The 21,903-nt window shown below is 65.8% G+C and carries 24 protein-coding genes; 13 read left to right on the top strand and 11 right to left on the bottom strand.

Annotation, left to right across the window (positions count from 1 at the left end):
* Window positions 1–45: 45 nt before the first annotated feature.
* The 3 genes from ASD73_RS04470 (at window position 46) to ASD73_RS04460 (ending at window position 2,582) form a co-directional block, all read left to right on the top strand.
* A complete protein-coding gene (locus ASD73_RS04470; protein ID WP_056368795.1) occupies window positions 46–1,179 on the top strand; it encodes an acyltransferase family protein in 1,134 nt (377 codons plus the stop codon).
* 13 nt (window positions 1,180–1,192) lie between these two features.
* Window positions 1,193–1,390: a hypothetical protein gene (locus ASD73_RS04465; RefSeq protein WP_056368796.1), complete on the top strand. Its 198-nt coding sequence runs from the start codon at window positions 1,193–1,195 to the stop codon at window positions 1,388–1,390.
* Window positions 1,391–1,472: 82 nt separating this feature from the next.
* Window positions 1,473–2,582 (top strand): S41 family peptidase, encoded by a 1,110-nt coding sequence (locus ASD73_RS04460; RefSeq protein WP_056375944.1) that lies wholly within the window; start codon window positions 1,473–1,475, stop codon window positions 2,580–2,582.
* Window positions 2,583–2,668: 86 nt separating this feature from the next.
* On the opposite strand, the gene ASD73_RS04455 is transcribed toward ASD73_RS04460, so the two are convergent.
* Window positions 2,669–3,148: a GNAT family N-acetyltransferase gene (locus ASD73_RS04455; protein ID WP_056368798.1), complete on the bottom strand. Its 480-nt coding sequence runs from the start codon at window positions 3,146–3,148 to the stop codon at window positions 2,669–2,671.
* Between the two features lie 266 nt (window positions 3,149–3,414).
* On the opposite strand from ASD73_RS04455, the gene ASD73_RS04450 reads away from it, so the two are divergent.
* Window positions 3,415–4,311 carry a beta-1,6-N-acetylglucosaminyltransferase gene (locus tag ASD73_RS04450; RefSeq protein ID WP_056368799.1) on the top strand — a complete coding sequence of 299 codons (897 nt, stop codon included), beginning with the start codon at window positions 3,415–3,417 and terminating at the stop codon, window positions 4,309–4,311.
* A gap of 193 nt (window positions 4,312–4,504) precedes the next feature.
* Window positions 4,505–5,455: a nuclear transport factor 2 family protein gene (locus tag ASD73_RS22190; protein WP_156377281.1), complete on the top strand. Its 951-nt coding sequence runs from the start codon at window positions 4,505–4,507 to the stop codon at window positions 5,453–5,455.
* Window positions 5,456–5,463: 8 nt separating this feature from the next.
* On the opposite strand, the gene ispG is transcribed toward ASD73_RS22190, so the two are convergent.
* The gene (gene ispG / locus ASD73_RS04440) at window positions 5,464–6,615 is read right to left on the bottom strand and encodes a flavodoxin-dependent (E)-4-hydroxy-3-methylbut-2-enyl-diphosphate synthase (protein WP_056368800.1); all 1,152 of its coding nucleotides are present in this window, start codon (window positions 6,613–6,615) and stop codon (window positions 5,464–5,466) included.
* A gap of 259 nt (window positions 6,616–6,874) precedes the next feature.
* On the opposite strand from ispG, the gene ASD73_RS04435 reads away from it, so the two are divergent.
* Complete coding sequence (locus ASD73_RS04435; protein WP_056368801.1) at window positions 6,875–7,627, top strand: TorF family putative porin; 753 nt, start codon at window positions 6,875–6,877, stop codon at window positions 7,625–7,627.
* 80 nt (window positions 7,628–7,707) lie between these two features.
* Here ASD73_RS04435 and ASD73_RS04430 read toward each other — a convergent pair whose 3' ends face one another.
* Genes ASD73_RS04430 through ASD73_RS04415 form a run of 4 tightly spaced genes read right to left on the bottom strand, consistent with a single transcriptional unit; the run spans window position 7,708 to window position 12,656 of the window.
* On the bottom strand, window positions 7,708–8,856 hold the full coding sequence (locus tag ASD73_RS04430; protein WP_056368803.1) for an alpha-hydroxy acid oxidase: 1,149 nt from the start codon (window positions 8,854–8,856) through the stop codon (window positions 7,708–7,710).
* A gap of 2 nt (window positions 8,857–8,858) precedes the next feature.
* Window positions 8,859–10,127 (bottom strand): FAD-dependent oxidoreductase, encoded by a 1,269-nt coding sequence (locus ASD73_RS04425; RefSeq protein WP_056368804.1) that lies wholly within the window; start codon window positions 10,125–10,127, stop codon window positions 8,859–8,861.
* Window positions 10,117–11,781, bottom strand: a complete 1,665-nt coding sequence (locus ASD73_RS04420; RefSeq protein WP_082521350.1) for an amidohydrolase — start codon at window positions 11,779–11,781, stop codon at window positions 10,117–10,119. The genes ASD73_RS04425 and ASD73_RS04420 overlap by 11 nt, the downstream gene beginning before the upstream one ends.
* The gene (locus ASD73_RS04415; protein ID WP_156377280.1) at window positions 11,778–12,656 is read right to left on the bottom strand and encodes an NAD(P)-dependent oxidoreductase; all 879 of its coding nucleotides are present in this window, start codon (window positions 12,654–12,656) and stop codon (window positions 11,778–11,780) included. Before ASD73_RS04415 ends, ASD73_RS04420 begins: the two co-directional genes overlap by 4 nt.
* Window positions 12,657–12,715: 59 nt before the next feature.
* On the opposite strand from ASD73_RS04415, the gene ASD73_RS04410 reads away from it, so the two are divergent.
* From ASD73_RS04410 to ASD73_RS04395, 4 genes are read left to right on the top strand one after another with little or no spacing between them, the layout of a single operon-like run.
* Complete coding sequence (locus tag ASD73_RS04410; protein ID WP_056368806.1) at window positions 12,716–13,966, top strand: threonine ammonia-lyase; 1,251 nt, start codon at window positions 12,716–12,718, stop codon at window positions 13,964–13,966.
* Window positions 13,963–14,364: an acyl-CoA thioesterase gene (locus tag ASD73_RS04405; protein WP_056368807.1), complete on the top strand. Its 402-nt coding sequence runs from the start codon at window positions 13,963–13,965 to the stop codon at window positions 14,362–14,364. The genes ASD73_RS04410 and ASD73_RS04405 overlap by 4 nt, the downstream gene beginning before the upstream one ends.
* Window positions 14,361–14,858, top strand: a complete 498-nt coding sequence (locus ASD73_RS04400; protein ID WP_056368808.1) for a GNAT family N-acetyltransferase — start codon at window positions 14,361–14,363, stop codon at window positions 14,856–14,858. Before ASD73_RS04405 ends, ASD73_RS04400 begins: the two co-directional genes overlap by 4 nt.
* Window positions 14,855–15,349: a GNAT family N-acetyltransferase gene (locus ASD73_RS04395; RefSeq protein WP_056368810.1), complete on the top strand. Its 495-nt coding sequence runs from the start codon at window positions 14,855–14,857 to the stop codon at window positions 15,347–15,349. The genes ASD73_RS04400 and ASD73_RS04395 overlap by 4 nt, the downstream gene beginning before the upstream one ends.
* Here ASD73_RS04395 and ASD73_RS04390 read toward each other — a convergent pair whose 3' ends face one another.
* Both ASD73_RS04390 and ASD73_RS04385 read right to left on the bottom strand, forming a co-directional pair.
* Window positions 15,350–15,829 (bottom strand): MarR family winged helix-turn-helix transcriptional regulator, encoded by a 480-nt coding sequence (locus ASD73_RS04390; protein WP_056368812.1) that lies wholly within the window; start codon window positions 15,827–15,829, stop codon window positions 15,350–15,352.
* The gene (locus ASD73_RS04385) at window positions 15,813–17,069 is read right to left on the bottom strand and encodes a S41 family peptidase (RefSeq protein ID WP_162248132.1); all 1,257 of its coding nucleotides are present in this window, start codon (window positions 17,067–17,069) and stop codon (window positions 15,813–15,815) included. Before ASD73_RS04385 ends, ASD73_RS04390 begins: the two co-directional genes overlap by 17 nt.
* A 218-nt stretch (window positions 17,070–17,287) precedes the next feature.
* On the opposite strand from ASD73_RS04385, the gene ASD73_RS04380 reads away from it, so the two are divergent.
* Both ASD73_RS04380 and ASD73_RS04375 read left to right on the top strand, forming a co-directional pair.
* The gene (locus ASD73_RS04380; protein ID WP_056368817.1) at window positions 17,288–17,725 is read left to right on the top strand and encodes a VOC family protein; all 438 of its coding nucleotides are present in this window, start codon (window positions 17,288–17,290) and stop codon (window positions 17,723–17,725) included.
* A 242-nt stretch (window positions 17,726–17,967) separates the two neighbouring features.
* Window positions 17,968–19,131, top strand: a complete 1,164-nt coding sequence (locus ASD73_RS04375; RefSeq protein ID WP_056368820.1) for a helix-turn-helix transcriptional regulator — start codon at window positions 17,968–17,970, stop codon at window positions 19,129–19,131.
* Window position 19,132: 1 nt separating this feature from the next.
* On the opposite strand, the gene ASD73_RS04370 is transcribed toward ASD73_RS04375, so the two are convergent.
* Together ASD73_RS04370 and ASD73_RS04365 are read right to left on the bottom strand one after the other, a co-directional pair.
* Window positions 19,133–19,828 (bottom strand): class I SAM-dependent methyltransferase, encoded by a 696-nt coding sequence (locus tag ASD73_RS04370; RefSeq protein WP_056368822.1) that lies wholly within the window; start codon window positions 19,826–19,828, stop codon window positions 19,133–19,135.
* A complete protein-coding gene (locus ASD73_RS04365; protein ID WP_056368824.1) occupies window positions 19,821–20,285 on the bottom strand; it encodes an RrF2 family transcriptional regulator in 465 nt (154 codons plus the stop codon). Before ASD73_RS04365 ends, ASD73_RS04370 begins: the two co-directional genes overlap by 8 nt.
* A gap of 246 nt (window positions 20,286–20,531) precedes the next feature.
* Here ASD73_RS04365 and ASD73_RS04360 point away from each other — a divergent pair, with 246 nt between their 5' ends.
* The gene (locus tag ASD73_RS04360; protein WP_056368826.1) at window positions 20,532–21,050 is read left to right on the top strand and encodes a GNAT family N-acetyltransferase; all 519 of its coding nucleotides are present in this window, start codon (window positions 20,532–20,534) and stop codon (window positions 21,048–21,050) included.
* Here ASD73_RS04360 and ASD73_RS04355 read toward each other — a convergent pair.
* Window positions 21,029–21,811, bottom strand: coding sequence for an esterase/lipase family protein (locus tag ASD73_RS04355; RefSeq protein ID WP_235534130.1), 783 nt, complete (start codon window positions 21,809–21,811; stop codon window positions 21,029–21,031). The genes ASD73_RS04360 and ASD73_RS04355 overlap by 22 nt on opposite strands.
* Between the last annotated feature and the right edge of the window lie 92 nt (window positions 21,812–21,903).

Here is a 21,903-nt window from a genome sequence, read left to right as displayed (position 1 = left end):
ATCCCGGATCAAGTCCGGGATGACGAAAGTGGGAAGAGGGGGCCGATGACCACGCAACGCCATCACGGCATGGACTGGCTGCGGATCGGAGCGTTCGGGCTGCTGATCCTCTATCATATCGGCATGTATTTCGTGCCGTGGGGCTGGCATGTGAAGATCGCCGCGCCGCTCGACTGGGTGCAGTTGCCGATGCTCGCGACGAACAGGTGGCGGCTCGCGCTGCTGTTCCTCGTGTCGGGTTATGCGAGCGCGGCGCTGTTCGCGAAGCTGGGCGTCAGCGGCGCCTTTGCGCGGTCGCGCAGCGCGCGGCTGCTGATCCCGCTCGTCTTTGGCATCATCGTCATCATCCCGCCGCAGCCGTGGATCGAGCTGGTCGGCCAGCATGGCTACACCCGTGGCTTCCTGCATTTCTGGCTACACGATTATTTCCGCTTCGGATCGCTTGGCGGGATCGTCCTGCCGACGTGGCAGCATCTGTGGTTCGTCGTCTATCTGTGGGTCTATACGATGCTCGCCGCGATCCTCGTGGCGCTGGTGCCGGGCGCGATCCGGACCCGGATCGCCGACGGCGCGGCGCGGTGGCTCGGCGGCGCTGGTCTGCTCGTATGGCCGCTCGCGGCGTGGTTGCTTATCTATGCCGTCTTTCCCGGCCATGACGAGACGCACGCGCTGTTCGACGACGGGCCGTCGCACCTTCATTATCTGGTGCCCTTCCTTGCCGGGTGGCTGCTCCGGGTGCGGCCGCAACTGTTCGACGCGGTGGCGCGCTGGTGGCGTGCCGCGCTGGTCATCGCGGTCGCGGCGTTCGCGGTCGTTGCATGGATCATGTGCCTCTGGCTGACCGGTGCGCGGCCCGCTGACTGGGGCACGCTGCCGTTCCATATCGCGCATCTGGTGCAGGGCTGGACGACGATCGTCGCGCTGGTCGGGATCGCCGACCGTTACTGGAACCGCGATCACCCGTCGCGCACGACGCTCGCCGAGGCGGTATTCCCCTTTTACATCATCCACCAGACGATCATCGTCGTTGTCGGCTGGTATCTGCTGCAGGCCGGCGTCGCGGCGCTGCCGTCGTTCCTCGTCCTCGTCGCGACGACGACAGCCGGCTGCTGGCTATTCTACATCATCGGGCGCAACATCGGCTGGCTGCGGCCGCTGATCGGATTGCAGCGCAAATAAGGGGAGAGCGGGCATGGGAGCATTGAAAGGCGTTCTGGCGATCGTCGGCATTGCGGCGATCCTCGTCGGCGGGCTGTGGGTGCTGCAGGGGCTCGATATCGTGCGCTGGCCCGCGAGCAGCTTCATGCTCGGCGATACGACATGGACCCGCAACGGGGTGATCCTCGCGGTCGTCGGGGTCGTGCTCGTCTGGTTCGCGCGAAAGAAATAGTTCGATTCGACTACAAATGTAGTTGATCTGTATTGCCGATATGATACACCTCTCTTCGGCCGGGGCTGGATTGGAGATGAGGATGATTCGTTCTTCGCGTATTTTGCCCGCGCTTCTGCTCGCCGCCGGGATGGTGGTCGTGCCGGTACTGGCGCCCCCGCCCGCCTATGCCGCGGACGAGGCGAGCGCCGATGCGGTCGCCGAAAAATATGCGGCCTTGCTCGAACGCGACTATGTCTATCCCGAGACGGGCAGGCGTTATGCCGCGGCGATCCGCGCGGGCATTGCGGCGGGGCGTTACAAGGCGCTCTCCGGCCCGGCGCTGGGTGAGGCGATCGATGCCGATGTGAATGCCGTCGCGCCCGACGGCCATCTGCGCCTGCGCGCGCCCGAAGCTGCGGGCGCGCCGGCAGCTGCGGCGCCGGGCGCTGCCGCACCCGTGCGCCGCCCGCCGAAGGTGCCGGTCGAACAGGCGGGCTGGATCGCGCCGGGGATCGCCTTCATCCGCTTCAACGTCTTTCCGATGGACGCGGCGGTGACGGCGCAGGCCGCGAAATTCATGGCCGACCATGCCGATGCGAAGGCGATCATCTTCGACATCCGCACGCATAACGGCGGCGGGCTCGACCAGATGGACGTGATCTTTCCGTGGCTGTTCGCCGAGCCGACCCGGCTGGTGACGATGGCGACGCGCGCTTCGGTCGATGCGCGCGGCGGCTCGCCGATCGACGGGTTGCCGTCGATGCGCGTGGTGAAGGGTGACGCGGGCATGGTGGCGCGCGAGCATTGGGCGACGCCGAATGCCGACAAAAGGCTGCGCGATGCGAAAGTCTATGTGCTGACATCGGGCGCGAGTGCGTCGGCGGCCGAGCATTTCTCGCTAGCGATGAAGCACACGGGGCGCGGCACGCTGGTCGGCGCGCCGACCGCGGGCGCCAATCATTTCGGCAGTGGCGAGGATCTGGGCGGCGGCTATGCGGCATTCATTCCGGTCGGGCGGACTTATGATCCCAAAACCGGAAAGGATTGGGAAGGCGAGGGCGTTTTGCCCGACATTGCGGTCCCGCCCGCCGACGCGCTGGTGCGCGTGCTCACCGACCTCGGCGTGGCGCCGGCGGAGGCGAAGACGCTGTCCGATGCGCATATGCCGAGCTGGCCGATGGAGCGGCGGAAGCCGCGCGGGGTTCGCTAGCTTCCCTCTTTCGTCATGGCGGACTTGCTCCGGCATCCATCCCACGCGCGCGTATGGACCCCGGATCAGGTCCGGGGTGACGAATTTCAGATATTGGCAAGCCTCGTCAGCGCGTCGCCGTTGACGCGCATCACGGTCCATTCGTCCATCAGCCTGGCGCCGAGGCCCTTGTAGAAGCCGATGGCCGGGTCGTTCCAGTCGAGCACCGACCATTCGAGCCGCGCGCAGTCGCGTTCGACGCAAAGCTTGGCGAGATGCGCGAGCAGCGCCTTGCCGAGCCCCGAGCCGCGCGCTTCGGGACGCACGAACAGATCCTCGAGATAAATGCCGGGCTTGCCTTCGAAGGTCGAGAAATTGTGGAAGAAAAGCGCGAAACCCTGTGGGCTCCAGTCCAGCTCGCCGATCAGAACTTCGGCATAGGGGCGCGGGCCGAACAGTTTCTCGCCGAGCTTCGCCTCGTCGAACCGGACCTCGTGCGCGAGCTTTTCATACTCGGCGAGGTCGCGGATGAACTGCGCGATCAGCGGCAGGTCGGCGGCGGCGGCGGGGCGGATCGAAAGGGTCACGCGAATATCCTGTGCAGAGGGGCTTCGGGGTTCCTTAGCGGCGACGCATGCCGCTGGGCAATGGCGCGCGCCCTTACAATCACCCGCCGCCGCCCTATATGGAGAGGATGCCACTGGACCAGGCCGCGTCGCAACGCAGCAGGCCATCTGTCGGGCATTGTCTCCTATCGATCAAAATGACTTTGGTTGGGTTTTCCGGGACAGGAAAATGATCGCGATTCCGGTGGGCTGACAGCCCGGGTCGGCGATCCGAAAGGCATGCCTGCATGATCGGCTATTTCATCCTCCTCCACCGCTTTCCCGAACAGTTCAAACGGATGTTCAATGCCATTTATGCGCCCGGGAACAGCTATGTGATCCACGTCGACAAAGGGTCAGGACCCGAGTTCGCCGCCGATATCGCCGCCTTTCTGAAACCCTTTCAGGGGGTCGCGATCATCGAATCGAAAAAGGCGCTGTGGGGCGGATACAGCCTGGTCGACGCGGAATTGCGCGGAATGAAGCAGCTGCTGAAGATGAATCGCAGCTGGACCCATTATATCAATCTCAGCGGGCAGGATTTCCCGCTAAAGTCGCAAGCCTATATCCGCGCCTTCCTGCGCGCCAACCCGCGGCGGCAATATATTCGCGCGCTCGACCAGCGGGCGGCGCGGCCCGATACGATGAACCGCGTCAGCCATATGTTCGTTGAGGCGCTGGGACGCATGTTCCGCACGCGCCTGCCGCGCGCGTTCCTGAAAGACGCGACGCCCTATATCGGCACGCAGTGGAAAGCCGTGACGCGAAGCTTTTGCCATTTTGCGGTCCATCACCCGAGCGCCGAGCGCTTCAAGACATTCTATCGCCGCAGCTTCATCCCCGACGAGGCGTTTTTCCAGACGTTGATGATGAACAGCCGCGCGCAGGGCGAAGTTATGAACGACGATCTGCGCACGATCGACTGGGTGCCCGACGGCGACATCAAGCTGCGCCCGCGTACCTTCGTGACGGCCGATGCGCTGCGCCTGACGCTTAGTCCGGACCTGTTCGCGCGCAAGTTCGACGCGGAGGAGGATGCGGTGATTTTCGATCTGCTCGAGGCGCATCTGAAAACGCCCGCGGCGAATATTTATGCTGCGGAAACGACCGTCAAACCACAAGACCGGACGCTTGAACCAGCGTAATCCGAGCCCCCCTTGCGATGATGAGGCACGCCCGTTGATGCACCAATAATGTGCATCCACGGGCGCACCGTTTCGTCGCGCAGCGAAATCTCGTATTCGAGGTGCGAGAAGAGAGCTTGGAGGAGGTGCCGATGCCGATGTTCGAACGCTGTGATGTGGTCGTCCTCGTCGACCCCGAAGGTTGGATTGTATCGTGAGCGCGCGATGGATGGCCCTGATGATCGCGCTGGCGAGTGTCCCGGCGATGGCGCAATCGGCGCCGACCGCATCGCCGGAGACCATTCGCGACGGCCAGCGCGATTTCGATTTCGAGATTGGCGAATGGTCGACCGAGGTGCGCGTGCTCACCAATCCGCTGTCGGGCAAGGCACCGGTCTGGGCCGAGTATCGCGGCACCAGCCTGGTTCGCGGGTTGATGGACGGGCGGGCGAACAGCGTCGAACTGACCGTTGCGGGGCCCGCCGGAAAGATCGAGGGCATCTCGCTGCGGCTCTACGATCCCGCAACCCGCCGGTGGAGCCTCAATTTCGCCAGCTTGCGCGACGGGGCGATGACGCCGCCCGTGATCGGCACATTCGGCGCCGGCGGGCGCGGGGTCTTTACCGGGGCTGACAAGCTTGGGGAGCGCCCGATCCGCGTGCGGTTCGTCATCACTCAGGTTTCGCCTGACGAGGCGCATTTCGAACAGGCTTTTTCGATCGATAACGGCGTAACCTGGGAGGTGAACTGGATCGCGGTCGACCGGCGCCGCCCGTCGTCCGCGCCAACAGATACCGCGTTGCCCCCCGATCTTGCCGCTGCGATCGAGGCGCATAACCGCGCGACGATGGCCAAGGATATCACGGCGCTCGGTGAATTGGTCACCGACGATTATCTGCTCGTGAACTCCGATGCGAAGACGCAGGACAAGCGCTCCTATCTCGCCGATTTCGAGAAGCCCGATTTCCGGATCGAGCCGTTCGTGATCGAAGCGCCAACCCGTCGTGTCCATGGCGACACGGCAATGTCCGGCGGGCTCGTGACCCTGCGCTGGACGCTGGGCGGGCAGCATCAGAGCCGGCGGCTGCGCATTGCGCATATGTGGGTCAGGCAGAACGGGCGTTGGCAGATCGCCTACACGCAGCTCACCCGGGTCCCCGGTTAAAGGCCAGCCTAAGCCGCCTTGCCGTGCAGCGTGTCCATGCTCACCGAACTGCCCGCGTCGATCTCGGCGGCCTTCGCCTCGACGAGCTTGACGATGTGGCTGATCATGTCGGCGTCCTCGACATGATGGTCGGTGACCCCCGACAGGAAGACCATATGCTTGCCGTTGCCGCCGCCGGTGATGCCGATGTCGGTCTCGCGCGCCTCGCCGGGGCCGTTGACGACGCAGCCGAGGACCGAGAGCGACATCGGGGTCTTGATGTGGCTGAGCGCGTCTTCGAGTGCCTGTACGGTGCGGATGACGTCGAAGCCCTGGCGTGCGCAGCTGGGGCAAGAGACGACGCGGACGCCGCGGGTGCGCAGGCCGAGCGATTTGAGGATCTCGTAGCCGACGCGGACTTCTTCCTCGGGTTCGGCCGAGAGTGACACGCGGATCGTGTCGCCGATGCCCGCCCACAGGAGATTGCCGATGCCGAGCGCCGACTTGACGGTGCCGCCGATCAGTCCGCCCGCCTCGGTGATGCCAAGGTGGAGCGGGCAGTCAACGGCGTCGGCAAGCTGCGCATAGGCGGCGACCGCGAGGAAGACGTCGCTCGCCTTCACCGCGACCTTGTAATCGTGGAAGTCATGGTCCTGGAGCAGCTTGATATGGTCGAGCGCGCTTTCGACGAGCGCCTCGGGGCAGGGCTCGCCATATTTTTCGAGCAGGTCCTTCTCGAGGCTGCCGGCGTTGACGCCGATGCGGATCGCACAGCCGTTGGCCTTGGCGGCGCGGACCACCTCGCCGACGCGTTCCGACGAGCCGATATTGCCGGGGTTGATGCGCAGGCAAGCGGCGCCGGCGTCGGCGGCTTCGAGTGCGCGCTTATAATGGAAGTGGATGTCGGCGATGATCGGAATGCGCGATGCGCGGACAATTTTGCCGAGCGCCGCGGTCGACTCGACGTCGGGGCACGAGACGCGGATCAGGTCGGCGCCGGCGTCCTCGCAGCGGCGGATCTGGTCGATCGTCGCGACTGCGTCGCTGGTCAGCGTGTTCGTCATCGTCTGGACGCTGATCGGCGCACCGCCGCCGACGGGGACATTGCCGACCATGATCTGGCGGCTTGTCCGCCGCGCGATGTCGCGCCAGGGGCGCAGGCCGGGATTGTGATCGCTCATGGTGCGGGCTCGATAAGAAAGGGAGATATGCGCCGCTCTTTAGCCGCCCGGGGGCCGCTTGGCAAAGCCGGCGTGTTCCGCGGTGGCTGTTGCGCGAAAGACACAGTCTGACGCCGATTCGTCCCTTTGCGCAATTTTCGTTTGTGCATCGCAGCAAAATCGGCAATTCGGACGCGTTCGTCGTTACAGGCCCGTACGAAGAGGCGTGAACACGCAACGCAGGCTGGGACGATCCGTTTTTTATTTAGGGGGATCACCCATGAAGTTTCTTACCAAAGCGTGTTTCGGCATGCTGCTCGCCGCGTCGGCCATGTCGACGCCCGCCTTCGCCCAGGAAGAAGAAGCGGCCAGCGGCCCGTTCACGCTTTCGGGCGGCATCGCGGTCACCTCGGACTATCGTTTCCGCGGCATTTCGCTGTCGAACGAAAAGGTCGCCGTGCAGCCGACGCTGACGGTCAGCCATGAAAGCGGCCTTTACGCAGGCGTCTGGGGCTCGTCGCTTCCCGACAGCGATGCTTATGGCAAGTTCGAACTCGACCTCTACGCTGGCTTCGCGACCGAAATCGCCTCGGGCACGACAGCTGACATCGGCGTGACCTATTACACCTATCCGGGTAGCCATGACGGCGGCGCACCGACCGACTATTTCGAAGGCATCGGCAAGCTGTCGCACGACATCGGCCCCGTCTCGATCACAGGCATGGTCGCCTACGCGCCGAAGCAGAACTCGCTCGGCGACGAAGACAATATCTACCTGAACCTCGGCGCCGGCTTCGGCATTCCCAACTCGCCGGTCACGCTGACCGCGGGCGTTGGCTATAATGACGGTTCGCTCGGCCTCGTGTCGCCCGACGGCAAATATATGGACTGGTCGGTCGGCGCGTCTTTCGCCGCCAGCTTCGCGACCTTCTCAGTCCAATATATCGACACCGACGTCAAAAAATCGGGCATCAAGGCGCTCGACACGCTTTACGATCCAACCGTGGTCTTTACGCTGGGCGCATCTTTCTGATCGCCTAGCGGGTCAGCGACCACGCGCTAAGGGGGCGGCTTCGGGGGAGGCCGCCCCCTTTTTCGTGCGCGAGAGGCGTGTTACCGCCAACGCAGATTTTGGGGGCCGAGATCGGCGAGGGTCCTGGCCCCCATCAATTTCATACCGCGCTCCATCTCGGCGCGCAGGAGCGCGACCGCGCGGCTCACCCCATCCTCGCCCGCCGCAGCGAGCGCGTAGAGATAGAGCCGCCCGCCCGAACAGGCCTTGGCGCCGACCGACAGCGCTTTCAGCACATGCGTGCCGCGCGTGATACCGCCGTCGCAGATCACCTCGACCTTGTCGCCCACCGCGTCGACGATGTCGGCGAGCGCGTCGAAGGGGGAGATGCTTCCGTCGAGCTGGCGGCCGCCATGGTTGGAGACCATGATCGCGGTCGCGCCGATGTCGGCGGCGCGCTTCGCATCCTCGACCGCGACGATGCCCTTCAGGCAGAAGGGGCCGTCCCATCGCTTGCGGATCGCCTCGGCGCGTTTCCAGTCGAGACTCTGGTCGAGCATCGAGGTGAAATATTCGGCGACCGATTTGGGCACGCTTGATCCTTCGGAAACATGCGCGCTGAGGTTCGGCAGGCTGAATTTCTCGCGCAGCACATAGTTCAGCCCCCAGCCGGGCTTTGCGGCGTAGCTCAGCATGTTTCGCGCCGTGAAGCGTGGGGGCGAGGTGAAGCCCGAGCGCAGGCAACGCTCGCGGTTTCCGCCGACGATCGTGTCGACGGTGAGCGCGACCGCGTCGAACTTCGCCTCGCGCGCGGCGTCGAGCATCGCCTGATTGAGGCCTTCGTCGTGGTGGACATAGAGCTGGAACAGCTTGGGGCCGTCGGTGAGCGCGCCGGCTTCGGCGAGGCTGATCGTCGCGAGGCTCGATATGCCCGCGACGGTGCCGGCGTTCGCCGCGGCGCGCAGCACCGCGCGCTCGCCCTGCCAGTGGAACAGGCGCTGGAGCGCGGTGGGCGACAGGAAGAGCGGCATCGCCATGTCGCGCCCGAAGAGCGTTGTGCGCATGTCCACGCTTTCGACGCCGGCGAGGACGCGCGGGATGAGGTCGCAGCTGTCGAAGGCTTTGCGGTTGCGGCGACGGGTGACCTCGTCGTCGGCGGCGCCGTCGATATAGTCGAACACCGGCCAGGGCAGGCGCCGCTTTGCGAGCGCGCGGAAATCGTCGATATTGTGGCAGTCGGTCAGGCGCATCGTCAGAAGACGGTCCGCGCGGCGACGCTGCCCTTCGTCGCGAAGCTGAAGCGCGGTTCGACGGCGAGATTCTTGTCGAGAATATGCGCCGCGACGCGTTTCCCCACCGCGGGGCCGTTCTTGAACCCATGACCCGACCCGCCGCCGACGAGCCAGACATGGTCCTGCCCCGGGAAGCGGTCGATCAGATAATCGCCGTTCGAGCTATTCTCATACTGGCAGACGCGCCCGCCGATCAGCGGCGCCGACGCAAGGCCGGGGAAGCGGCGCTGCATATAGGCGCGCGCCTCGGCAATCCCGGCGGGGGAAAGCTGGCGTTCCATCGTGTCGGGATCGACCACCGGGCCATGGGCGTCGATTGCGATCTTGAACCCCGCACCTTCGAGGTCGGGGATGCCATAGACGATGCGGCCGTTGTTGAAATCGGCCCAGACCGGAAGCTCGGGCGGCGCAAAGCGGCTGTCGCCCTGTGGCGCCCCGAAATGATAGACTTCCTGCCGCGTCGCGACGATCTTGTTCATCAGCTGTTGCGGGAAGAGTTCGGCAAGCCATGGGCCGGCAGCATATACCAGATGGTCGGCGGTGCCGCCGTCGGGGAGTGTGTGCTTCTTGATGCGCTTCGAGAAAAGCGGCGCGGGCATGACGACGCGCTCGACCTCGATCTGCGCGTCGGCGATAACTTCCTGCACACCGCGCCCGGCGATCAGTGCGCCGGTCTCGGTCTCGAGGATGCCCGTTTCACCCTGATAGAATTGCATCTGGCGATATTTGTTCTGCAACCAGCTGACGTCGCCATGCTCGTGCCCGACGCGGTTCGCCTGCAGCCACGCGAGCGACTGCGCGGTATACGCGTCACCCTGCGGCGCGAACCAGAGCACGCCCGTGTTGTGGAAGATCGGCGCGCTCGCGCTGTCGGAGAGATCTTTCCAATATTTGAGCGAGTCGCGCGCCATCTCCGAATAGATGGTATCGGCGCCGTAGCCCATGCGGATGACGCGGCTTTCGCCCCCCGACGAGGCGCGCGCGTTACCCGCACCATAGGCGTCGAACAGCCGGACCGTCTTGCCCGCGCGGAGCAGATGCCATGCCGTCCACGCGCCAAACACGCCCGCGCCGATGATCGCGACATCGACATGCTGGACCTTGGGCTTGGCGGGTTTGCGCTTTTTCGAGCGGCGTTCCTTGCGCTCGGCCGCCGATGCTGCCGCGGCGACCGGCAGCGCGGCGAGGCCCGTAAGCAGCGCGCGGCGAGACGGCGTATCAGCGGCCAACGGTCGCGCCCTCGCTTTTCTTGTAATAGCGATAGCCCCCGATCCAGGTTTCGAGCGGGGTCATGCGGCGGATCTCGTCGGGGCTCGCGAGCATCGGGTCGGCTTCGACGATTAGGAAGTCGGCGCGCATCCCGGGCATCAATGTGCCGATGCGGTCCTCGGCGAACCCGGCGAAAGCCGCGGTGCGGGTGAAGCCGTCGAGCGCGGTCTCGCGGCTGACTGCTTCCTCGGGGCGCCAACCGCCGAAGGGTTCGCCCTTCGCATCGGTGCGTGAGATCGCGGCGGCGATGCCGGGGAAGGGATTCGCGCTCTCGACGGGCACGTCGGAGCCGAAGGCAAGGCGTGCGCCCGCGCTGGCGAGGCTGCGCCACGCATAGGCGCCCTTCAGCCGGTCGGGACCGAGGCGGGCTTCGGCCATCAGGCGGTCCGACGTCTGGTGGACGGGCTGCATCGAGGCGATGACCTTGAGGGTTGCGAAGCGCGGAATGTCGACGGGATCGATGATCTGCGCATGCTCGATCCGCCAGCGCCGCTCGCCGGGCAGGTCGGCGGTGAGGTCGGTGATCGCGTCCAGGGCCTCGGCATTCGCCGCGTCGCCGATCGCGTGGATCGCGACCTGGAACTTGTCCATCGACGCGCGCACCATCTTGTTGCGGAGCTGCGCGGGGGTGAGGAGCGGCAGGCCCTTTTGCCCCGGCGCGTCGCTATATGGTGCTTTGAGCCACGCGCCGCGCGATCCCAAGGCGCCGTCGAGATAGAGCTTCACCCCGACCATGCGCAGGCGGTCGTCGTAGAGCCAGGGGGTCGGTTCGGACCCGGCGATCAGCGCCATATTGTCGATGTCGCCGCCGTAGCTGAGAATGCGCACGGCCAGCTGTTTCTTGTCGCCGGCGCGGCGATACGCCTGCCAGTCCTCGATCGACGTGCCCATGTCGGCGATCGCGGTGATCCCCTGTTCGAGCAATTTCTGCTGTGCGAGATACAGCGCGCGGTCGAGGTCGCGCGCGAGCGGCTTGGGCTTGGCGCTGTCGACGAGGCGCATCGCGGCATCGACGAAGACCCCGCTCGGCTTGCCGCCCTCCATCTCGATGCGGCCGCCCTCGGGCGATTTGCTCGCGGCGGTGATCTTCGCCGAGGTCATCGCGGCGCTATTCGCCCAGCCGGCATGGCCGTCGACGCGTTCGAGCCAGACGGGCCGGTTCGGCACCGCGGCGTCGAGGTCGGCGGCGGTCGGGAAACGGCCGAGGCCCCATTTTTCCTGATTCCACCCCGACCCGATGATCCACGGCATTTCGGGATTGTCGGCGGCATATTTGCGGATCGCCGCCTGCGCCTCGGCGAGGCTGTTCGTGTTCGACAGGTCGAGCAGCATCAGCTGGAAGCCCAGACCCATGACATGGCCGTGCGCGTCGATCAGGCCCGGGATCAGCGTGCGGCCCTTGCCGTCTTCCTTGAAATCGGGGCGTTCGGGGCGCTTGTCCTTGCGGTCAAGCAACTGCTTGACCTTGCCCTGCGTGTCGATGACGAGGCCGGTGAAGCGGACGAGCTTGCCGTCCTTGTCGAGCGTGATGCCGTTGACGTTATCGACGAGCGTGTCGGCGTGCGCGGGGGCGGCGAGGGTCAGCGCGAGGGCCGTCAGGGTCAGGCGCTTCACTTGGGCAACCTCGTCACGAGCGAGCTGGTGTCCTTTCGTCCGCCGCCGGTCTTTTGCACATCGGCGTAGAATTGGTCGACGAGGCTGGCGACCGGCAGCGTCGCGCCGTTGACGCGCGCTTCATCGAGCGCGAGGCCGAGGTCCTTGCGCATCCAGTCGACCGCGAAGCCGAAGTCGAACTCGTCCTTCGCCATCGTGCCCCAGCGGTTGAGCATCTGCCAGCTCGCCGCTGCGCCGCCTGACACCGCCTCGAACACCTTGTCGGTGTCTAGCTTCGACGCCTGCGCGAACCGCAGCGCTTCGGAGAGTCCCTGGACGACCCCGGCGATCGCGATCTGGTTGACCATCTTCGTCGTCTGCCCTGCGCCGGGGCCGCCGATATGGACCATGCGCGCGGCATAGGCCTGCATCACTGGTTCGGCGGCGTCGAACGCCGCCTTGGTGCCGCCGCACATGATCGAAAGCGTGCCGTTCTGCGCGCCGGCTTCGCCGCCCGAAACGGGGGCGTCGAGGCAGAGCAGGCCGAGCCCTTCCGCCTCGACCGACAATTGGCGCGCGATGCGGGCGGAGACGGTGGTGTGATCGACGAACAGCGCGCCCTTCTTCATCGCCTTGAAGGCGCCGTCGCGGCCGAGCGTCACTTGCGCGAGATCGTCGTCATTGCCGACGCAGGTGAGGACGACATCGGCGTCCCTTGCCGCCTCGGCCGGCGTCGATGCCGCCGTGCCGCCATTCTGCGCCACCCAGGCGTCGGCCTTGGCGCGCGTCCGATTGTAAACGGTGAGGGCGTGGCCCGCCTTGACGAGGTGGCCTGCCATCGGTCCGCCCATGACGCCGGTGCCGATGAAGCTGATGCGCAATTTTTGTTCGCTCATGGCCAAGTCCATAAGCATAGTTTGCGCGGCGCGCCAGATAGGCTAGTGCGCTTGCCGTTATGACAGATCAACTCACCCTGACCTCCGCCGCCGATTTACCGGTGATCACATTGGACGATGTGCGCGCGGCGGCGGGGCGAATTAACGGCGCGGTCGTCCGCACCCCGACGCTCCATTCGCAGACCCTGTCCGAAATGGTCGGCGCCGAGGTGTGGCTGAAGTTCGAAAATCTGCAGTTCACCGCGGCGTACAAGGAACGCGGCGCATTGAACGCGCTGTTGCTGATGGATGAGGAAGCGCGCGCGCGTGGTGTGATCGCCGCGTCGGCGGGCAATCATGCGCAGGGGCTCGCCTATCACGGCAAGCGGCTCGGCGTTCCCGTTACCATCGTGATGCCGAGCACGACGCCGCAGGTGAAGGTATCGCAGACCGCGAGCCATGGCGCGACGATCGTGCTGTTCGGCGAGAAATTCGACGATGCCTATGCGCATGCGCGCGAGCTGGAAGTCGAGCGCGGGCTGACGTTCGTTCACCCCTTCGACCATCCGCACGTCGCGGCAGGGCAGGGGACGGTGGCGCTCGAAATGCTCGAGGATGTTCCCGATCTCGACACGCTGATCGTGCCGATCGGCGGCGGCGGGCTGCTCGCGGGCATGGGCACCGCGGCGCGCGGGATCAAGAATGACATGCGCCTCGTCGGCGTGCAGGCCGAGCTTTATCCGTCGATGTACGCCGAACTGAACGGCGTCGACATGGCATGTGAGGGTGACACGCTCGCCGAGGGTATCGCGGTCAAGGAGCCGGGTTCGTACACGCGCAAGCTCGTCGCCGAACTCAACGACGACATCGTGCTGGTGGCGGAGCGCCATCTGGAGCGCGCGGTCAGCCTGCTGCTCCAGATCGAGAAGACGGTGGTCGAGGGTGCGGGCGCCGCGGGGCTCGCGGCGCTGCTCGCGCATCCGGAAGAGTTCGCCGGGCGCAAGGTCGGGCTGGTGCTGACCGGGGGGAATATCGACACGCGGCTGCTCGCGAACGTGCTGCTGCGCGACCTCGCACGCTCGGGCCGCATCGCGCGCCTGCGCATCCGGTTGCAGGATCGGCCGGGCGCACTGTTCAAGGTGATGAAGCTGTTCGACGAGAAGCAGGTCAATATCATCGAAATCTATCACCAGCGCATCTTCACGACGCTGCCCGCCAAGGGGCTGATCACCGACATCGAGTGCGAGGCGCGCGACCGCGAGCATCTCGACAGCCTCGTCGCCGCGCTTCGCGATGCGGGTTATATGGTGACCACCGTCGAACTCGCATGAGGGAGTATACCCTCGACCTCGTCGCGACGCCCGAGAGCATCGACGAACTGGGGCATGTTAACAATGCGGTGTGGGTCCAGTGGATCCAGCAGGTCGCGACCGGGCATTGGGACGCGGCGGCGCCTCAATCGCACAAGGACGCGTACATCTGGGTCGTGGTGCGGCACGAGATCGACTATCTCCGCGCGCTCGGCCCCGGCGAGACGGTGACCGCGCGGACATGGGTTGCGGACAAGCCGCAGGGCGCGAAGTTCGACCGCTTCATGGAATTCACCGCCGCCGACGGGCGGGTGCATGTGCGGGCGCGGACGGTTTGGGCGTTGCTCGACAAGGCGAGCGGGCGGCCGCTGCGCGTGACGGCCGACGTGGTCGCCCCGTTCGTCGCGGACGCCTCATGAGCGGCGCGGGACAATGGCGGCCGATGCGTGAGGCCGACCTGCCGGCCGTCGTCACGATTTCCGACGCCGTGCACGGCGATTTTACCGAGCCGCTGGAAACCTTTGCCGACCGTCTCGCGCATTATCCGGCGGGGTGCGCGATCCTTGAACGCGACGGCGCGTCTTTGGGTTATCTGATCAGCCATCCCTGGCCGCGCGATGCTGCGCCGCCGAAGCTTGGTGCGTTGCTGGGGGCGATTCCGGTGGCGGACAGCTATTATCTCCACGACATTGCGCTGCTGCCTGCGGCGCGCGGAACCGGCGCCGGGGCGACGGCGACCGCTTTCGTCGTGCACCAGGCCGAAGTCGAAGGCTGCCGCGATATTCGGCTCGTCGCGATCCAAGGGGCGGACAGCTATTGGCACGCGCAAGGGTTCGCCTATGTCGGAGCCGCCATCGAAGGCCCCTATGGGCCGGGGTCGCACCTGATGCAGCGCGCGATCGAAGCGGCATGACCGCACCGCCGTTCATCCGGCCTGCGCGCGCTCACGATGCCGCGGCGATCTGGGCGATCCTCGAACCGGTGATCCGCGCGGGCGAGACCTATACGCTCGATCGCGACATGAGCGAGGCGGATGCGCTCGCTTACTGGTTCGGGGCCGACAAGGACGTGTTCGTCGCGGAGGAAGGCGGCGCCGTCCTCGGCACCTATTATCTGCGCGCCAATCAGGCGGGCGGCGGCAACCATGTCTGCAACGCGGGCTATATGACCGGTGCCGCGGCGACGGGGCGCGGTGTCGCAAGACGGATGTGCCTCCATTCGATCGACCATGCGAAGGCGCGCGGGTTTCGCGCGATGCAGTTCAACTTCGTCGTCAGCACCAATGTGCGTGCGGTCGGGCTGTGGCAGTCGCTGGGATTCGAGATCGTCGGCCGCCTGCCGGGGGCGTTCGACCACCCGGCGGAGGGTTTCGTCGATGCGCTGGTGATGCTCCGGGCGCTCTGACTATTCCTTGACGCGTTCGCTCAGTGGCTTGTCGGCCAGGGCCTTGAGCGCCTTCAGTATCGCGCCATGAACGTCGCCGACCTCTTCGAAGAGCGCGCGATAGACCTCGCTGATCCGCACGCTATAGGCGTCGATACGGCGGAGCTGGTCGTGGCCCGCATCGGTCAGCCGGAAAATCTTGCGCCGCGCGTCGGCGGGGTCGGCGTGCTGGGTGATAAGGCCGAGGCGGAGCAGCGCGGGGCATTTCTGGATCACCAGCTGGTGCGACTGACCGAGCGCGCGCGCGAGGTCGGCGGCTGAGGCTTCGCCGGCTTCGACGAGTGCGGTGAGCAGCGAGCAGGACCGCACGGGGACGGTGATGCCGGCTTCGTCGAACAAGGGACGCGTCTGTTCCTCGATCCGCTGGCTCAGCGCTTCGCTGAGGCGGCCGAGGAACGAGATGTCGTCGAGATCGGTCGAGATGTCAGTCGAGGCGGGCATAGGTCAGGGTGGTTCCGTCGCGGTCGATGCGTTCGAGTGCGACGACCTTGGCGCCTTTGCGCACGATGCGAAAGCGGAAGTCGCGCACGCCTTCGATTGCCAGCAGGTCGCCGTCGAGCGGTTCGAGCGTCAGGCGCAGCCGTTCGCGCCAGGTGTAGAGCAATTTGCCGCCGACGAGATCGATGCGCCGTCCTTCGTAGCGGCCGGTGATCGCCTTGAGTGCGGCGGTGGTCGGCTGCGCGCGCGCGGCGAGCATGGGCGCGAACCAGTCGGCGTCGGCTTTCTTGACTGGATCGGCCTTCGCAAGATCGGCGAGCGCGAGGCGGTGCGCGACGGCGAGGGCGTCGGCCGATGGGACCTGATGGTCGGGCGTGACGCCCTGTCCCTCGAAATCGCTGCGGTCGACAGGGTCGCGGATCTGGCCGATCGGCACCTGCACGAAGAAATCGGTGCCGACAGGTTTGCGGTCGACCGGATGCGCGCCGCCCGCAGTACGTTCGCCCACCAAGGTCGCACGGCCGAGTTTCTTCAGCGTGTAGGCGAACCATTCGGCGGCGGAGAAGCTGGTCGATCCGGTAAGGACATAGACGGGTTTTCCGGTCAGCCGTTTCGCGGGCAGCGCGGGGAGCACCCATTGGCCGCGTTCGACGCGGCGGCCGTCGAGCGTGTAATAATAGTCGAACAGCTCCTGATCCTTGTCGCCGCGGAAGAGCTGGCTCGCCAGCAACTGCGCCATCTCGAGATAACCGCCATTGTTGTATCGCAGGTCATAAATCACCGCGTCGCCATTCTCGATAAAGCGCATCGCGGCGGCGGCGGCGTCGTATCCGAGTTCGGGGTCGGCGAAATGCGACAGGTCGAGATAGGCGATATTGCCGTCGAGGTAGCGAAGGCCGGCAAAGCCGAAATTTTTCGGCGTCTCTTCGCGTCGTTCGTCCTCGCGCAGCGCCGCCGCGCGTGCAGGGTCCTGCCGCGCGGCGTAGCTGGCGACCCACTCCGGATCGACCCCCACCGAGAAATGCAGGTCGTTGCTCGCGGCAATCAGATCGTCGGTCAGGTCGCCCGCGAGGGTGCGCCGGTCGGGCGCGGCGTCATAATTGCCGGCGTCGAGGTTGCGGCGGAGCGTCGCGGCGATGGTCTTGGCCTTGTCGGGAAAGACATAGTTCGCCTCGAGCGCCTGACCGAGTTGCTCGACGACGGCGCGCTTGTCGGCGGCCGTGAACGGCGCGTCTTGCGCCAAGGCTGCGCTTCCCGCCCATGTCGTCGTGGCGGCCAGAATTAGTGTCCAATGCCGGATATTCATTCGTTTTCCCGTCCGTGATTCGATTCATACAACATATTGCGCAATATGTTGTAATTATCGTCGAGGCAAGCCCCGCCTTCGATTGAGACGGTGGGAACCATCATCCGGCGAGGTGGTTTTTCGTGTGCGGCGCGGGCATGAGAGGAGAGTCATTCATGGAAACGCAATTGCTGCACCGCGGGCGGTTGATCGATCATATCCAGCTTGTGGTCGCCGATCTGAAGGCGAGCCGCGCCTTTTACGGCGCGATCTTCGACACTCTCGGCGTGCCGATCGGCGGTGAGGCCGAGGATTATTTCTGGGCCGACGAGTTGTTCGTGTCGACGAAGGACAGTCAGGCGGCGCTCGGCAAACTGACGGGGCGGCACCATCTGGCGTTTCAGGCGGCGGACCGGGACGCGGTCGATGCCTTTTACAAGGCAGGCCTCGCGGCGGGCGGGCACGACAATGGCGCACCGGGCGAGCGGCCCTATCATCCGGGCTATTATGCGGCCTTCCTGCTCGACCCCGACGGCAATAATATCGAGGCGGTCTATCATGGTGCGCATCAGCGCAGCGCGCCTTCGGTGGAGGTCCGGTTCGAAGGCCGATAAGCCCCGGCTAATCTTCCGCACCCCAAAAATGAAGTCCGCCGGCAAGCCGACGGACTTCAAGAGAGCAAGATGGCCTTGGTTCCACCTTTCTCGGGTCGCACCCACCTAATGTCCGATTCGGTGGATTGTTTCACTACCCACGTGGGTAGGGACAGAATATTTTCATTTTATCGCATTGCACTTGCCATCGCGGCTCTGCTCCTCTCAAATGAGATCGCTGCGGGTCTTCTGGGGGGAAGTGCATGCAGAGCGACCACGTACCGACCTTTCCGTCCGACCATAATGCGCCGGCCGAATGGGAAGTGCTCAACGCGCTGATCGGCGAAATCTATGATTCGGTGCTGCATCCCGAAAGCTGGAACGAGACTCTCGCCCGCATCACCGGCACGCTATGCCCGCTGAGCTGGGAAGCGGCTTTCATCCTGTGGGAAAGTAACAGCCCGCCGAGCGCACGCTTCGTCGCCGCGACCGGGCTCGCCGCCGGGGTGCAGGAAATCTACACCGCGGTGTATGCGGGCAACCATCCCTGGTCGCGCAAACTGATGCGCTACGGCAACGGCAGCGTTGTCGACAGCAACGACATCATGACGCGTGAGGAATTTCTGGAAACCGAATTCTTCCGCAATTTTCTCGCGCCCTGGGGGATCGACCGGATGATCGCGGTACTGCTCGACAAGCGCGGCAGCGAGCGGCTGGGCCTGATGCTGCCCGGGCCCGGCGACCGCGATGTCGAGCGGTTGAAGCGCGGGCTGCGCGTCCTCGCCCCGCATATGCAACGCGCGATGCGGATCAGCGACCGCATCGCGACGCTCGATCTTGCTGCGGGAGCGGCACGCGCCGCTGCCGATGCCGCGCCTTTCGCGATCTTCAGCCTCGACGATCAGCTGAATATTCTCGCCGCGAACAGCCGCGCCGCGCGCTATGAAACGGCGGGTTTCATCCGGACCGCGCAGGACCGCTTCGCCTTCACCCATCCCGCAAGCCAGAAACAGCTGCTCGATCTGGTCAAGCGCGACGCGCCCGCAGGGGTGGCCTTTCAGGCGCTCAGTGACACGGGCAGTGAATGTCCCGTGCTCGTCGCGCGCGTCACGCGCCAGTCGGCGCAGCAGCTTGGCGGGTTGCGCCTCGGCGCCTCGCTGATCGTCACGCTCGGCAGCGCGCCCGGCGAGACCCCCGTGGTCGAAATCGACCGCGTCGCGCAATGGTTCGGGCTGACCCCGGCCGAAGCCCGCCTTGCCGTCGCGCTCGCCGCGGGCGACACGCTGAAGGACTATGCGGCGTTGCGGGCCGTCAGCGTGAACGCGGTCCGCTTCCTGCTGAAAGGAATCTTCCGCAAGACCGGCGCCACCACCCAGGCCCAGCTCGTCGCGCTGCTCGCGCGCCTGCCTGCGCCGGGTACGAATTAGGTCACGCGTAGCCCACCCAGCCGCGCCAGGTGAGGGCGGCGTAGAATTGTTCGACATCGTGGAAACCCGCGGCGCGGAGCACGTCTTCGTCGGCCTCGGGGCTCAACATCGCGACGTGGGTGGCGACGGCTTCGCGCCCCTTGGCGACCTGTTCGGGGTCGCCGCCCGATGCGATGGCAAAGGCGGCGTAGCGGTCGAGCCAGCGGTCGCGTTCGTGCGCGCCTTGCGGGAAGCTGCCGTGCGCGGCCACGAACGGTGCGCCGGGCTTGAGGCGGCGGCGGATTTCGGCGGTGGTGCGGATGCGCTCTTCGACCCCGAGAAAATGGAGGGTGAGGAGGCAGGTTGCGCCGTCGAAGGGGCCGGCGGGGGCGTCGTCGATATAGCCTTCGATCAATTCGGCGCGGTGGGCGTTGGGGCCGAGAACCTCAGCCGCGAGGTCGAGCATCGGTCCCGCGGGATCGACGCCGGTAAAGCCCCAGCCGGGATGCGCCTCGGCCATCGCCTTCATTTCGCTGCCGCCGCCCGCGCCGAGCACGAGGATATGCGCGTCGTCCGGGACGCGCTCGGCCAGCAAAAGCCCGGTCATGCGGTGGAGCCCGTCGAGCCCGGGAACGAAGCGCCGCGGCCCCTCGGTATAGCGCGCGACCGCTTCGGGGTCCTTGAAACTGTCGAGGAAATGCCGGGCGCCTTCAGCCATGGATATGCTCCTGTGCGGTGGGGGAAGTTGTGCGCGCGGCCATGCGCGCGTGGAAATCGGCGGCGAGCGCGGCGAGCGTCACTTCGCCGAAGCGCGCGAGCAGCAGCGTCTCGGCCTCTTGAAAGCTGGTGTCGAGCGCGACGTTGACCGCCTGCTCGACGAGACAGCCTGGCGCTTCGGTGCGGTTGCCCATCGCCATCAGGCTGGGCCGCCCGATCGCGTCATAGACGTCGCGCATCGTGATGTCGGTGAGGTGTCGCGCGATCGTCCAGCCGCCGCCATGCCCCTTTTCGCTATGGACGAAACCCGCATCGCGCAGCCCGCTGAGGATGCGGCGGATCACGACGGGGTGCGTCTGCATCGCTTTCGCAAGCTGGTCCGACGTCATCGGCGCGCGATGCTCGGCCATATGGAGGAGGACGTGGAGCACGCCCGAGAGTCGGCTGTCGCGTTTCATGTAACTTTAAATAGTGCGTGAAAATGAAGCGTCAAGAGGAGGACTTGATCGCCGCGCGCGGCGCTGTTAGGCCCGCCCGCGATGACCAACGACCAATCCCTGCGATTCAAGGCGTATTGGCGCTCCTTTACATAGGAGCGGCATGGCATCACCTGTGACCATCGCCGCCGTGTTCGGACAAGGCGAATGGTCATCATCACACCACTACCCCCGGTCACGGCGTGCGCTTTTTGAAGAAGACGCGACATGACCGATACCTTGCTTGCCCTGTCGACCGACCATTGCCGCATCACGCCGCTGTTTGCCGATGATGCGCGCGCCTTGTCCGCGATCACTGACGAGACGGTGACCTCGCAGGTCCATTTCCTGCCCGCACCCTTCACCGAGGCCGACGCGCGCGCGCTGATCGCGGGATCGGGCGGCGGCGATGTTTTTCATGCGGTGCGCGACGAAAGTGGCCTCGATCTCAACGGCGTGATCGGGGTCCATCGCCGTATGGGGGAGGAATATGAGATCGGTTACTGGTTCGCGGCGCGGGCGCGCGGGAAGGGGATCGCGACCGAGGCGGTGCGGGCGGTCGTCGAGGCGCTCGCCGCGTCGCGGCCGGGCTGCTCGATCGTCGCCGAATGCCACCCCGATAACGAGCGATCGCGCGCGCTGTTGCGCCGGATCGGTTTCGTGTCGACGGGGCGCGCGGGGAAAAGGCCGGGGCGGATGTTGATGGCGTGGCGCGCCGCGCCCGCCTATCGCATCGACGTGTGCTGAGCGACAGGCTCGGAGCTCACCTCTTCGGTGAGCGCTTTGACGATCGCCGCGACGGACGTCGGGGCATAGGCGAAGCCCATATGGCCGCAGTCGACCTCGACCTGCCGGTCGCTTTCGTGCGGCTGGCCGCGCGCGCTGCTCACCGCGACGACGCCGTCATGCTTCGACCAGAGCGCGAAGGTCGGCATCTCGGGGCGCGGCGCGGGGTGGAAGTCGATCGGCGGATTGTCGACCGGGTGGCGTGCGACGAGGTGATAGAGGCGCCAGGCGCGGTTGGCGCGGCGGCTACCCGAAAAGGGCGATCCCAAGGTGACGACGCGCGCAACCTTGCCCGGGTGATGCTTGGCATATTCGCGCGCATAGATGCCGCCAAGGCTCCACCCGACGAGCGCGGGCGCGTAGCCGGTGCGGTCGATGATCCACTGCACGCGGGTGTCGATGCGATCGATGATGTCGGGGGTCGCGCCGCGGTTGAAGCCAAGACCCCAGGCGTAGCAGCGAAAGCCCGAACGGCGAAGGTCGGCGCGGAGCGCCTTGGTGGCCCAGTCGCCCGACAGGAAGCCGGGGAGCACCATCACCGGCGGATGTTCGCTGTCGGGGTTGGGCTCGGGCGGCATCGGGCGGATGCGGCCACCGAACGCGCGCGCCAGCGACCCGATCTCGCGCCACAACAAAGCCAGCGGTGGCAAGGCATCGGGATCAGGAATGCGCGCAGGCCATTCGGCGCGCCGGGTGAGGAAGCCGCGGATCATGGGAAACATATAGTCATGGTTGCTCCCCGGCGAAAGCCGGGGTCCAGAAACATCGCGCAACCTGTCATGGACCCCGGCTTTCGCCGGGGATCACGAAGGGT

Source organism: Sphingopyxis sp. Root154, from assembly GCF_001427105.1.
Taxonomy (GTDB): domain Bacteria; phylum Pseudomonadota; class Alphaproteobacteria; order Sphingomonadales; family Sphingomonadaceae; genus Sphingopyxis.
This window is presented reverse-complemented; position numbering and strand designations above follow the sequence as displayed.